The organism is Pseudomonas sp. TE3644, from assembly GCF_056278815.1.
In genome coordinates, this window is the sequence record NZ_JBWBQF010000001.1 from 910149 (window position 1) to 922500 (window position 12352).

Annotated in this window: 13 protein-coding genes, 4 tRNA genes and 1 pseudogene; 8 read left to right on the top strand and 10 right to left on the bottom strand. The window is 58.1% G+C overall.

Going from position 1 to position 12352, the window contains the following annotated elements; all coding sequences use genetic code 11:
• The first annotated feature begins 60 nt into the window (after positions 1-60).
• The 3 genes from ACZ9GA_RS04115 (at position 61) to ACZ9GA_RS04125 (ending at position 445) form a co-directional block, all read left to right on the top strand.
• Positions 61-137 (top strand) — tRNA-Arg (locus ACZ9GA_RS04115).
• A gap of 78 nt (positions 138-215) precedes the next feature.
• Positions 216-292: transfer RNA gene (locus ACZ9GA_RS04120), tRNA-Arg, on the top strand.
• 76 nt (positions 293-368) lie between these two features.
• Positions 369-445: transfer RNA gene (locus ACZ9GA_RS04125), tRNA-Arg, on the top strand.
• A gap of 169 nt (positions 446-614) precedes the next feature.
• Here the strand turns inward: ACZ9GA_RS04125 and ACZ9GA_RS04130 are convergent.
• Positions 615-875 carry a hypothetical protein gene (locus ACZ9GA_RS04130; RefSeq protein ID WP_457356916.1) on the bottom strand — a complete coding sequence of 87 codons (261 nt, stop codon included), beginning with the start codon at positions 873-875 and terminating at the stop codon, positions 615-617.
• A 319-nt stretch (positions 876-1194) separates the two neighbouring features.
• Between ACZ9GA_RS04130 and mgtE the strand changes: the two genes are divergently transcribed.
• The gene (mgtE, locus tag ACZ9GA_RS04135) at positions 1195-2643 is read left to right on the top strand and encodes a magnesium transporter (protein ID WP_457356915.1); all 1449 of its coding nucleotides are present in this window, start codon (positions 1195-1197) and stop codon (positions 2641-2643) included.
• Between the two features lie 151 nt (positions 2644-2794).
• On the opposite strand, the gene ACZ9GA_RS04140 is transcribed toward mgtE, so the two are convergent.
• Positions 2795-3121 (bottom strand): Arc family DNA-binding protein, encoded by a 327-nt coding sequence (locus ACZ9GA_RS04140; protein WP_027978646.1) that lies wholly within the window; start codon positions 3119-3121, stop codon positions 2795-2797.
• A gap of 379 nt (positions 3122-3500) precedes the next feature.
• On the opposite strand from ACZ9GA_RS04140, the gene phnN reads away from it, so the two are divergent.
• Entirely contained in the window at positions 3501-4091 is a 591-nt protein-coding gene (gene phnN, locus ACZ9GA_RS04145) for a phosphonate metabolism protein/1,5-bisphosphokinase (PRPP-forming) PhnN (RefSeq protein WP_457356914.1), read from the top strand.
• Here the strand turns inward: phnN and ACZ9GA_RS04150 are convergent.
• The 3 genes from ACZ9GA_RS04150 to ACZ9GA_RS04160 are packed head-to-tail and all read right to left on the bottom strand — an operon-like array spanning position 4066 to position 4808.
• Complete coding sequence (locus tag ACZ9GA_RS04150) at positions 4066-4251, bottom strand: PA3371 family protein (protein ID WP_027978644.1); 186 nt, start codon at positions 4249-4251, stop codon at positions 4066-4068. The two genes, phnN and ACZ9GA_RS04150, sit on opposite strands and share 26 nt — an antisense overlap.
• Positions 4252-4261: 10 nt before the next feature.
• Positions 4262-4501 (bottom strand): hypothetical protein, encoded by a 240-nt coding sequence (locus ACZ9GA_RS04155; protein ID WP_457356913.1) that lies wholly within the window; start codon positions 4499-4501, stop codon positions 4262-4264.
• Between the two features lie 52 nt (positions 4502-4553).
• Positions 4554-4808, bottom strand: coding sequence for a hypothetical protein (locus ACZ9GA_RS04160; RefSeq protein ID WP_457356912.1), 255 nt, complete (start codon positions 4806-4808; stop codon positions 4554-4556).
• Positions 4809-4856: 48 nt separating this feature from the next.
• On the opposite strand from ACZ9GA_RS04160, the gene ACZ9GA_RS04165 reads away from it, so the two are divergent.
• Together ACZ9GA_RS04165 and ACZ9GA_RS04170 are read left to right on the top strand one after the other, a co-directional pair.
• Positions 4857-4933 (top strand) — tRNA-Arg (locus tag ACZ9GA_RS04165).
• A 109-nt stretch (positions 4934-5042) separates the two neighbouring features.
• Complete coding sequence (locus ACZ9GA_RS04170) at positions 5043-5966, top strand: STM4504/CBY_0614 family protein (protein WP_457356911.1); 924 nt, start codon at positions 5043-5045, stop codon at positions 5964-5966.
• Between the two features lie 8 nt (positions 5967-5974).
• Here the strand turns inward: ACZ9GA_RS04170 and ACZ9GA_RS04175 are convergent.
• Positions 5975-6579 (bottom strand): annotated as a pseudogene (locus ACZ9GA_RS04175) (recombinase family protein).
• A 193-nt stretch (positions 6580-6772) separates the two neighbouring features.
• Between ACZ9GA_RS04175 and ACZ9GA_RS04180 the strand changes: the two are divergent.
• Positions 6773-7495: a DUF8168 domain-containing protein gene (locus ACZ9GA_RS04180; RefSeq protein WP_457356910.1), complete on the top strand. Its 723-nt coding sequence runs from the start codon at positions 6773-6775 to the stop codon at positions 7493-7495.
• Positions 7496-7906: 411 nt separating this feature from the next.
• Here ACZ9GA_RS04180 and ACZ9GA_RS04185 read toward each other — a convergent pair whose 3' ends face one another.
• From ACZ9GA_RS04185 to ACZ9GA_RS04200, 4 genes are all read right to left on the bottom strand, one after another.
• On the bottom strand, positions 7907-8341 hold the full coding sequence (locus ACZ9GA_RS04185) for a DUF2846 domain-containing protein (RefSeq protein ID WP_457356909.1): 435 nt from the start codon (positions 8339-8341) through the stop codon (positions 7907-7909).
• Between the two features lie 525 nt (positions 8342-8866).
• Positions 8867-9127 (bottom strand): DUF3077 domain-containing protein, encoded by a 261-nt coding sequence (locus ACZ9GA_RS04190; protein WP_457356908.1) that lies wholly within the window; start codon positions 9125-9127, stop codon positions 8867-8869.
• A 554-nt stretch (positions 9128-9681) separates the two neighbouring features.
• Positions 9682-10500: a PDR/VanB family oxidoreductase gene (locus ACZ9GA_RS04195; protein WP_457356907.1), complete on the bottom strand. Its 819-nt coding sequence runs from the start codon at positions 10498-10500 to the stop codon at positions 9682-9684.
• Between the two features lie 10 nt (positions 10501-10510).
• Positions 10511-11485 (bottom strand): Rieske 2Fe-2S domain-containing protein, encoded by a 975-nt coding sequence (locus ACZ9GA_RS04200; RefSeq protein ID WP_476227585.1) that lies wholly within the window; start codon positions 11483-11485, stop codon positions 10511-10513.
• Positions 11486-12352: the final 867 nt, after the last annotated feature.

Sequence of the window (12352 nt, forward strand, 5' to 3'; positions counted from 1 at the left end):
ATTTACTGAAAAAAGTGCTTTACAAAAAGTTTTAACGAACTATGATGCGCGGCAACACATGCACTCGTAGCTCAGCTGGATAGAGTACTCGGCTACGAACCGAGCGGTCACAGGTTCGAATCCTGTCGAGTGCACCATTTAAGAGGCTTGTTTCGGTAACGGAAGAAGCAGCTTGCAACAAACCAGAGGTGATCTGGTCCATCAAGTACCATCGTGCACTCGTAGCTCAGCTGGATAGAGTACTCGGCTACGAACCGAGCGGTCACAGGTTCGAATCCTGTCGAGTGCACCATTTTACGAAGATTGTTTCTCACGAAAGAGTCTTCTGCTTCAACCAGAGGTGATCTGGTCTATCAAGCGCCAACCCTGCACTCGTAGCTCAGCTGGATAGAGTACTCGGCTACGAACCGAGCGGTCACAGGTTCGAATCCTGTCGAGTGCACCATACAAGTGAAAGCCCGCCTTCTTCTGAAGGCGGGATTTTTGCTTTTCAGCGTTTCAATAGTTCCGTTGTGGGAGCGGGCTCTGCCCGCGAAGGGCAGCGCCGCGCCGCACCTGCTAAACCGCAGTGTTCTCTTCGCGGGCAGAGCCCGCTCCCACAAGGTCAACTGCGGCTACAGGTCTTCGCTCTGGCGCTTGAGCTCGGCATCCAGCTGCTTGCGCTCTGCGCGCTCCTTCGCCGCCGTGCGCTCGCTGTCGCTGCTCAGGAACGGATGATAGGCCCGCTGCAGGCTCTGCAGCGCCCCTGAGGGGCATTGCTGCGTGGTAAACGTCAAATGCCCATCCTCGCCCTCGCAGCGCAGCACTGTCTGCGCCTGGGTGCCCAGGACCATCCACAACAGCCCTGCGCCCGCCACGTAACGCATCGATCCCATCGAACATCCTCCCTGGCGCCGATGTCCAAAGCCTAGCGGCATTTTCCCGTCCGCCTGCTGTGCTTTCATTGCAGCATGCGTCGTCGCATCTGCAACAGGTTCGAACAGCGCCGAGATTTCGTGCGCAAGCATTTGTTCTTGCCAGATTTTTTCGCGTTAAAAGCCTGCAGGCGGTGTATCATTGCGCCCGTCAGCCCCGCCGGGGCTTTGGATAATTTCCATGGACTTACCCAGTAGTTACTCAATAGCTCGCAACACCTATCAAGAATCGACCGATTGAACCTCTGGCGTGCTCCGCTGCTGGGGGTGGAGTTCGCCTATGACTGAAGTAGAAGTAAAAAAGCCGCAGGACAGCCTGCAGGATCGCCTGGCCCAGGTGATCGAATTGCTGCAGCGCCAGCGCGTGGTCGAAGACCTGACGCACCGTCAGGAAGGCCAGCACGCCGAATTGGTCGAAAACCTGGTTCACCGGCAGAACCTGGTCGAGCTGCAACGCAAGCTCGATGATCTGCACTCCGCCGACGTCGCCTACATCCTTGAAGCCTTGCCCCTGGAAGACCGCCTGACGGTCTGGCAGTTGGTCAAGGTCGAGCGCGATGGCGACATCCTGCTCGAGGTATCCGACTCGGTGCGTGAAACCCTGATCGCCGACATGGACGATCACGAGCTGTTGGCCGCCGCCAAGGAGATGGACGCCGACGAACTCGCCGACCTGGCCCCTGAGCTGCCGCGTGACGTTGTCCACGAGCTGATGGAAAGCCTGGATGCCCAGCAGCGCGAGCGCGTGCGTTCGGCCCTCAGCTACGACGAGGAGCAGGTCGGTGCGCTGATGGACTTCGAGATGGTCACCATCCGCGAAGACGTCAGCCTGGAAGTGGTACTGCGCTATCTGCGCCGACTAAAAGAGCTGCCCGGTCATACCGACAAGTTGTTCGTGGTCGATCAGGACGGCGTGCTCAAGGGTGTGCTGCCCATCAAGCGGCTGCTGGTCAATGACCCGGAGAAGCAGGTGTCCGAGGTGATGGCCAACGACCCCGTGTCGTTCCACCCTGATGAAGACGCCTACGACGCCGCCCAGGCCTTCGAGCGCTATGACTTGATCTCGGCCCCCGTGGTCGACAAGAACGCCCGGCTGATCGGCCGTCTGACCATCGACGAGATGGTCGACCTGATTCGTGAGGAAAGCGAGACCGAAGTCCTCAACATGGCCGGTCTGCGTGAAGAGGAAGACATCTTCGCCTCGGTATGGCGCTCGTTGCGCAACCGCTGGTCGTGGCTGGCCATCAACCTGATCACCGCCTTCGTGGCCTCGCGGGTGATCGGCCTGTTCGAAGGCTCCATCGAGCGCCTGGTGGCCCTGGCGGCGCTGATGCCGATCGTGGCGGGTATCGGTGGCAACTCCGGCAACCAGACCATCACCATGATCGTGCGCGCCATGGCGCTGGACCAGGTGAGCCCCGGCAACAGCAATACTACGCGCCTGCTGCGCAAGGAACTGGCCGTGTCGTTGATCAACGGCATCGTCTGGGGTGGGGTGATCGGCGTGGTTGCCTTCATGCTGTACGGCAGCTGGTCGCTGGGGGTGGTGATGACCGCCGCCATGACGCTCAACCTGCTGCTGGCGGCCTTCATGGGCGTGTTGATCCCCATGACCCTGGCCAAGTTCGGCCGCGACCCTGCCATGGGTTCCAGCGTAATGATCACCGCCATGACCGACAGCGGCGGCTTCTTCATCTTCCTGGGCCTGGCGACACTCTTCCTGATGTAAGCCCGTAGCCGCTGCCGCCAGGCTGCGCTGGCCCTGTGTTTTGCTGGAGATCTCCAGGGTTCACGCAGGCCACCGCAGCCTGGCGGCAGCGCCAACCGCCCACAAAAAAGCCAGCTTTCGCTGGCTTTTTTTATGGGCGGTTGGCAAACGCTCACGAGGCGTCGGCAGTGGCCTCGGCATTGTGGTCGATCAACGACACCAGTGCATTCTGCTGGCGGTGCGACAGTTGGCGGAAGCGTTGCAGCAATTCACGCTCGTGGAGGGACAGCTCCGGGCTGTCCAGGCGCATGCTCAGCTCTTCGCCCAGGGCGCCTTCCTGAATAAGGCTCTGTTCCAGGCGAGCGATGATTTCCGAGTTCATGCTACGGTGATGATTACGAGCTACCTCTGCAATGCGCTCACGCATCCCATCAGGAAGGCGTACGACGAATTTGTCAGCCGTACGGCTGGAGTAAATAGCCTGTTTCATTGGGCGCATATATTTGACCGTTTAGTTCAGGGGGAGCGGTTCTCGAAATTAGCCGCACGATGTGTTTACGACAGTCGATACAGCAAAAGTTCAACCCGAATTGTGAAAGAGGCTTCTATGATGCCTCATAGTCGCCATTTCGTTGGCGCCAATTCTGTGACAAATATTGAACTGAATAACGGCTTTTTGCCAGCACCAATTGTCAGAAATGCGTACTGGTTGGAAAATCCGCGTCTGCGACTCGACTGCCTGGTTCCGTACACGCCATCTCCAGAGGTGCTCTGGCTCGTCCCGCACAACCTGTGCACAATGACGCGCGAGCTACCCTAAGATTCAGCATAGTGGCATTTTGGCAGGTTGCCAGCATGCTGCCATACAGAGCGATGAGATGTCGGGACGTTTGATTTACCTCATGGGGCCTTCCGGGTCTGGCAAGGACAGTGTGATCGATGCCGCGCGCGAGGCGTTGCAGCGTATCGATGTGCAGGTGGCACGGCGCACCATCACCCGTTCCGCCGAGGCGGTGGGTGAGCATGCCGTGGGTGTCAGCCCGGATACTTTTGTTCGGATGCAGGCAGCCGGCGAGTTTGCCATGAACTGGCAGGCCAATGGTTTGCAATATGGTATCGGCAGCGACATCAATGCGCGCCTGGCCGAGGGGCATCACGTACTGGTCAACGGCTCGCGGGCCTGGCTGCCGCACGCCGTGCAGCGCTACCCCCAACTGCTGCCGGTGCTGATCACTGTGCAGCGCGATGCGCTGCGCCAGCGCCTGCTGGCCCGCGGCCGCGAAACCCTGGCGCAGGTTGAAGAGCGCCTGGCGCGCAACGATCGTCTGCAGGCAGAGCCCGCGCAGTGGGAGGAGGGTAGTGTGCGCATCGAAGCGCTGGATAACTCCACTGACCTTGCGTCAGCAGTGCAGCGCCTGATGGCGCTGCTGGCGCGTCACGGCATCAGCGCAGCGATGGGTCGAACTTGATCTTGCGGCCACGCAGCAGCGCCACTAACAGCAGCGCCGTCGATACCCCGCTGACAATGCCCATCGAGACGCTGGCCTGACCGGCATCGGGTGGCAGCGTCACGGCGGCCAGGAAACTGGCAATGGCGATCAGAAAAAAGGCCCATGCGCTTTTCGACATATGCGGCTCCTCAAAAGGTGTAGCGTTCAGTATGGACCGCCGGCACCGTTTCGCGCTGTTCCTGCTGCGACGTCAGTACCGACATCCCCCTGTGCGGCTTCATGTCAGCCAGCTGCGCGGCGGGGCGAGCCATGAAGTGGTCGGCCTGGACATGCACCAGGGCGGCGTCCGGTTGCTTTGCATCGTGGAAATGAAAAACCACCAGGGCCACCAGTGCCAACGCATTCAAGACATAGAGGGTGTTGTTCATGAGCTTGTCTCCGCGGAGTGAAGGGCAGCCTGGCCACTTTTTATGAAAGTGATTACAGCAGGCGCCGTGCCAACTCGTTCATGCGGATAAAACCCAGCAATTTCAGTAGTTTACAGTGTTTTCGCGACGCTGGCAGATTGCAATCTGCAAGATGGCAATTTGGCAGGATTGCAAAATGCACGGTCCTCGCCAGCCCTTGTGCCAGAGGGGCTGCGCCGCGATCGCGAAAAGTTCCCTTTTTGTAGACGCTGCCTACAGGGAAAAAGGGCACGGATGACATGACAAATGCCGGGAGGGTGGTTAACATGCTCGCCGTCCGTCGTGCTGCCGGTTCCCTGGTAGCGCTCTGCATAATGTCTCAGTAGCTCAATTGGATAGAGCATCCCCCTCCTAAGGGGAAGGTTGGCAGTTCGAACCTGCCCTGGGACACCAATATTTATTACGTTTTGAAGAATTTTCCTGGCGTCGAAAAATTTCGTGGGTGCAGGGTGGGTGCGCTTGCATGATCACGGATGTCTCAACTACCTGAGGGAGTCTGGACGTGGCGATTTTCGATATTTTTTCCAAACGTCAGAAAAAGAAGCGCGGCGAGCTGCCAGACGTCTATCAGTATGATCAGTTGCCAGATGCCCTTCGCGTGCAAGTGGTCCACGCAATGTGTGACGCACTAGGGCGTCCCGGCGAGTCAACAACGGAAAACTGTTGGCAAGCGATTAGCGATGTGCTCTGTAGGGAGTATGGTTTGTTCGCACTTCCAACCGCCAAGCCGCACAGTCGGCGAGAATACTTCAATGAGGTGGTTGATTTTTTCCTGCAGACCGATGACGTTGAGCATGCGCTAGATGTGGTTGAGATTTGCTTCAGGGTAGTCGACACCGTCAGTCGTGAACACCGCTATATGTGGCGAAATAACGCGAGCCAGATTGCGGACGCGGCGATTGAGGAGCTCAACAAGCGCTTTCAAGAACACGGCGTTGGTTATCAATTTGTGAGCGGTGAGATACTGCGGGTAGATTCGCAGTTACTGCACGTCGAGGTCATAAAGCCCGCACTTCGTTTGCTTACTGGGAAGGCGTACGCCGGAGCTCAGGAGGAGTTTTTGCGGGCACATGAGCATTATCGGCACGGTGCCCCCAAGGAGGCGCTTAACGAGTGCCTAAAGTCTTTCGAAAGCCTCATGAAATCCATCTGCCTCAAGCGCAATTGGGATCTTACTGGCAGGGAGACAGCAAGCTCTTTGATAAAAGTTTGCTTGGAGAAGGGGTTGATCCCGGCATTCTGGCAAACCCAGTTCTCCTCGCTCCGAAGCTTATTGGAAAGCGCGGTGCCAACTGGTAGAAATAATCTTGGGGGACATGGGCAGGGTCCTCAGACTGTTGCAGTCCCTGACTATTTGGTCGCTTTTATGCTGCATATGACGGGCGCGTGCCTTGTTTTTTTAGCGACCGCTGAAGAAAATTTGTGAGGGGCTGATCAGCCTCGAACCCGCAGTACCGTCGTTGTTGAGCAGCCCGCGTGCCTGGCAGTGGCCCGGATGCCCAGACCGGCGGCCAGTAGTTCCTTCACGCGCTTGTGCAGGTCGGCGTCAACTGGGCGTCCTTGGTATTTGCCTCCGGCCCTGGCCTTCTCGATGCCTTGGGCCTGGCGCTCCCGGCGCTGCTCGTAGTCCTTCCTGGCAATCGCCGCCATCATCTCCACCAGCATCGAGTTGATGGCCGCCAGCATCCGATCAGTGAACTCGTCTCCCTTCGTGTCGCGCAGCCCCTGGTGGCTGGTGGGCAAGTCCAGCGCGACGATCCGCAGGCCCTTGGCGTCAATCGCACCCTTGAGCTCGGCCCAGTCGTCCGCCGGCAGGCGTGACAGCCTGTCAATGGATTCTACCAGCAGAACGTCACCCTGCGGGCATCCTTGAGCAGGCGCAGCAGCTCTGGCCGGTCTGAGGCGGCGCCGCTAGCGTTCTCCAGATACTCGCACGCGATGACCTTGTTGTGCTCAGTGACGAACGCCTCCAAGGAGGCGCGGGCGCGGCCGGCATCTCGCTCGTCGGTGGATGTTCGAAGGTATGCGCGGATGAACATGGGTGCGTCCTGTATCAGTTAGGGTGTCCTACTAATGCTGTTGCACTTTGGGTGTTCCCTTACAAGGGAAATACGAAAATTTACCCAGATTTACGCGTATCAGCTCAGGCATGCCTGATTTTTTAATTCACTGCGCTGCTATGATTTTTGCGTTGGCCGTTAGATGGGGGTCATATGCCAAGAGGGCGCAAAAATGCGTTACGTCGTAACTGGTAAGGTCTTGCCCGAGCGCGCAGATATTTTCTTCTCCAAGGTCCAGTGGCAACTTGATGAGGGAACCGTATCCGCGCAATGTGATTCCTCGCAAATCACGGTAGTCATCGATTCGAACTCCGTTGACGGTTGGGGCTCCGCATACATCATGGCAGAGCATTTCGCGATGATTGTCGTGGGCGCCCTTGGGTTTTCGCTAGGCTCGGGGTATTCCATTGAGCTGATTCAAGTTACCGAGCAGGACGGTACGCCGCGTGTTTTTGGGGTTCGGCCGGTAGGGGAAACTATTGACGAGACACTGGCCTTTTCGCCTCATGAGCCTGTTTTGAATCGCGCAATCCTTTTGGCAACCAGTAATGTTTTCTTTCGACTAGCGTTGCGCGATTTCATCCGGGCGATAAATGACCCAGGGGACTGCCCAAGCTACTGCTACAGGGCGATCGAGAGCCTCAAATCAGCCTTTGAGTTTGACAGCCCAGGGCAGGGGTGGATGGAATTACATCAAGCCCTTGGTACCAACAAGTCATTGGTGGATGCAACGGTGAAGCGCTTCGCTGATCCCGTCAGGCATGGTAACTGGGTCAACGCGCTGGAGACGGATGGTAGAACGCGCTGGGAGATGCTGAAGCTAACCCGTGCGATGCTTTATAAGTATTTGGATCTTAAACAGCCGGAGCTGCTTACGGAAAGCTTGCCGGAATGACTTAGGCTCTGTGCGAAATGTGTGGAGCGCTCATGGAATACTGTGGGAGCTGGCTTGGCAGCGAGCTGTTGAGGTCCGAAAAGCTCGCTGGCAAGCCAGCTCCCACACCATAGTTCGCCGTCACATGCTTTTTCATACAGACCCTAGGGCAAGGTTGGACTATCACGGCTCCAATGTGCCCGAGGCCGCATCGAAACTTTGATTACCAGGCCAGTAGGTAGCCTCGGGATACTGCCGGAGGCTGCCTACCCGTCGACAGGCTTGGCTGGAGAACTCCCTCGAGGATAGTCACTCGGCGACGAAGCGTTGGCAATGGCCGATCATAACAATGCGAGCAGACGTGCTCATATCTGACCGCACCTCGAGCAAATGCAAACTTTGCGTGTTTATCTGCTTATATCTCAGTCAATTTCAAAGCGAACCGGCGAGCTTGCTATCGAGCACACCGTCGCGCCCCTCAGCTTCGCTCACCCGGTGGAGTTCGCTGCGTGCGTACCCAAACCCCATCTTCACCTCCTGCCAAACAAAAGTGTTCGTGCCCGGCGTCGTGTGAATCTTGAGCATTGTTAGGTTCTCAGCATCGGAGCCAATGGTGTGCGCGCCGGCCGGCACATCGGCAACCAGATAGGTGTGCGCCGCGGTGGCACCAACCACGCGGCCGTCGACGGTGACGGTCATCTTGATCGCCGCGCCCATGGTCTCGTTCCGGTAGATGTAGATCCTAGACATATCCGGCACAGTGCCAAACCGCTTCATCTCGGCGTCGGCAGTAGGGTCGCCCATTGGTACAGATGCGCAGCCATGGAGTGCGCCGACCAAGGCGACAATGCCTGCAAGCTTTTTCATGTGATGTCCCTGTCAAAAGGTGGCCCGATGCCACTGGTGGCGTGTTATACCTCTATGAATCGTCCTTGCCAACCCAGTACTAGGGGAAGCAATTATGAGTGGCTGATGGCTACAAACACACCACGGTATGATTCACGCGGAAAGGAAAGAGGGCGGCAAGCCGGCACCACGTGAAGGAAGGCCACTGAAGCCGATGGCGTCGAGCGGCCTGAGTTGGGCGGCGGGTTGGATTGCTGAGAAGGGCAGGCATTAGATATCACGGGAAACCGAGGCATCGTGAAGGTGCCTCCCCGGTGCTCGAACAAGGGAATAGCTGTCATACGACCAAGAAGAGCATTTGATCCGGTATCGAAATGCCATTATCACTCCGAGATTAAACCGGTGGCGGCCGATGGCAAAAAGACCTTGACGCTCCCCGGCATCGGCGCCGCAGTACTCGCCGATCCAGGCATTAAGGCACAGCTTCACCAAGCCATCGGAGGTATGGCCCCAGCTTTGGCTTGCTATGCCCAGGCAGGCCAGCTTCTATGAAATGCCAGCATCATCCAGCAAAGCTTCTGCCATCTCATGCAGGTAAAGCGCAGCCCATGTAATGTGGCTGCCACTCTCTTCCATCGCCGCATCAAGCAATAGCCGGTTTGCACAATGGCGCAATTGCGCGCTGTGCTCCAGGGCGTCACGGATAGGGATGTCGGGATTGACGCTGAATAAATTCAGGCTGCCTGCGCCGCCGTATTGACCAAAGGATGTCTGGCCCGATGTGGTCGGCTGATCAATTTCGCTCATGAGTGAATCTCCAGTGTTTACCAAGAGACCCATCACGCTTCTGCCGCCAAGCAGAATAGGGTGACGGGTTACGCTAGGTTGGCGGACCGGAACACTGGGACCGGCACTCCCGAGGGAGTCCAAGCGCAACCCGCCATAACACGATGTCGCGGGCACAAAAAAAGCGCCTGCAACAGGATATGCGCGGCGCATTGCGCCAGTGTTCGTGGGCCGCCAAGCCCAATCGCTAATGTGTAGCGACGGTTAAGGTTATCGTTTCGACCTGCGTGCCACAAGCGTGGCTGCAAAATGTGCTGCGTATTGAGATTGGCCACTGGAGGTGTGCCGGTTTTCGGGGGATTTGTCCCGAAAATGCACCAAGAGTACATTTGTACTCCTCGCGTATTCTCTCTATACATAGAGGCCATCCATTGGCCGGACTGTCCGCTAAATCCCCAACACCAACCGCCCCGACCAACTCCGCGAACAGCACAGCGCCATCTGATCATTCATCGCCTTCTCCCCATCACTCAGCACGTTGTCACGGTGACAAGGCGTGCCCTGCAGCACAGGTGTCAGGCACAAAACCCCTGCTCGCAGGACACTGCCACTTCAACACCGGCCGCCATCAATGCCTGGGCAATGGACTGTTCAGCGTGGACTGCCACTACTTGCCCGGTTGAGTTCACTTGCACCTCGAACGCATCGCCGACTGAGGTCGTGGCAATAGGGGCAAACGCTTCCTGATGAATCTGCGCCGGTAACCATCCCAGCGCCAGTGCGCGTTCGGTCATGTGGCGCATGAAGGCTTCGGGGCCGCACAGGTAAAGCTGGGTGCCAGGATTGGGCCGCATCAAGTCGTCCGGCACATGCTGGCGCGGGCTTCGGCCCTGGTCGCTGTGGTGCAGTTGCACTTGCCCTGTCGCCAACTGCGTTTCCAGCCTTTCGGCGTAGGCCGCTTCACCGCGGGTGCGGGTGTAGTAATGCAGGGCAAACGAGCGCTGCTGTTCGTTTAATGCAGCCGCCATCGACATCAGCGGTGTAATACCGATGCCGGCGGCTATCAGCAGATAGCGATCGGCAGGCTCGATGGCGAACAGGTTGCGAGGGACGGAGATACTCAGTTCATCACCAACGGTCAATCGCTCATGAACAAACCGCGACCCGCCCCGCGAGTCCGGTTCCTTTTTCACACACAGCTCGAAGTGATCACGTTGCGATGGCGCGCTGGCGATCGAGTACTGCCGGATCATGTCGCCGGGCAGGAACACATCTATATGGGCCCCCGCAGCAAAGGCAGGCAGCGCCTGGCCGGGCAGGGGCACCAGGCGGATGCTCAGGTTTCCGCTGCCTTGGGCGGTCAGTATGGCGACTTTTACAGTCAGTCGGCTCATGGTGTGCGCCTCAATAAAGGAAGAACTGGCTCAGGCCCTGGCTGCGCAGGCCCTTGCGGTAGGCAATGGAGCTCATGTCCGCCGGGATGTGCACTTCCAGCATCGGGTCCAGGGGCAGGCGTTCGGGTTTTTGCGACTCGACGATCAGGCGGTCTTCCTCGAACACTTTCAGGTTGAAGGCGTGGCAGTCCTCTACCGGCAGGTCCTTGTCGAAGTTGCGCGCGATGGGGGCGAACAGCCGGGTGATCTTCGACGACACCGGCGAGGCGGCATTCATGATCACCAGCCGGCCGTCATTGGGGAAATGCACGGTCAGGGTGGCAGTGAAGGGCAGGTGCACCTGGAAGTGCCGCAGCCAGTTGAAATCGGCGGGTGCCTTGCCATCGATGCCGATGGGGTAATTGCCCACGCAGCTGTGGTAATGCACTTCGAACCCCTTGCCGGTCTCGGTGGGGCGGTAAGGCGGGATTTCGGTGTTGTCGGGGTCGCTGAAGGTGTCGGTGTGCACGAAGCCGAAGTGCGCCACATCGAGGAAGCCTTCCAGCTGGCGCCCGGCAAACGCCTGGATGTCCACGGTAGGGCAGACGATCTGCTGGAACTGCGGGTCCTCCCACTGGGGCATCAGCGGGATATCGGTACTGTCGTCCTTCGGGTCAAGGCAGGTCCAGATCAGGCCGTAGCGCTCCACGGCGGGGTAGGTATGTAGCTGCATGCGTGCCGGGATCGCAGCAGTGGGGCTGGCCGGCACTTTATTGCAGCGCCCGCCATTGCCAAAGCGCAGGCCATGGTAGGGGCACACCACGCCCTGGCCGTCGCTCTTGCCCATGGTCAGTGGCACGCCACGGTGTGGGCACACATCGCGGGCCACCACCAGTTCGTCCTCCATGCGGTACAGCACCAGCGATTCGTCCAGCAGCATGGCTTTGACCGGCTCGCGGCCCACGGCGTCCGATTGTGCGATGGGGTACCAATGGGACGCCAGGATGGTGTGTGTGGGGGCGCATCGGCAGTTGTCGAGGGCGGCGTTGTTGGCGTTGGGGGGATATGAGGGGGAGGATGGTGGGGGTGGGTGGGGATTTTGTTTCTATATAGGGGGGGAGGGATTGCATTAAGGCCGCCAGGTGCCAGTCGATGTTTTTCTGGCGCCCGTGAGATCGAGCGCCGTCCGCACGGCGCTTCCCGAGCTTCGCTCGGTCCCACATCTGTTTCGGGCCAGTCATGTCAGTAGCATCACCTCGTCCGCCTTGTTTGCCCACTGCAGATATGTGTTGGTGCCACCAAGGCGGACCAGGTGATCCCCCCAGACAAAACTGGCCCGAAACAGATGTGGGACCGGGCGAAGCCCGGGAAGCGCCGCGCGGGCGGCGCTCGATGTCATGAGGCATGAAATCCTCAAGGCATGCACCTGGCGGCCCTGATACGGTGGGTTGCGGGGATGCTTTTGACTCTAAAGACAATTTGTTGAAATTAACCCTTGACCCGCCCCTGAATCTCTCTATAATTCGCCCCACTTCCGGCGCAGACCAAACGGAAAACTCCTTGAGTTTCAAAGAGTTAACCGAAGTAAGCAGCTCTGGAATGTTTCGATCTTAAAGTCGAAAGCGGCAAAAAGGCAGTTGACAGCGACTCAAATCACTGTAGAATTCGCCTCCCGCTAACGAGAGATCGAAGCGAGCCAAGTGTTTGAAGTTGAACGGAAAATTCTGAAAAACTTCAAAATAAACGCTTGACAGGCTCTGAGGAAAGCGTAGAATGCGCGCCTCGGTTGAGACGAAAGAATCAACCAACCGCTCTTTAACAACTGAATCAAGCAATTCGTGTGGGTGCTTGTGACTCAGACTGATAGTCAAAA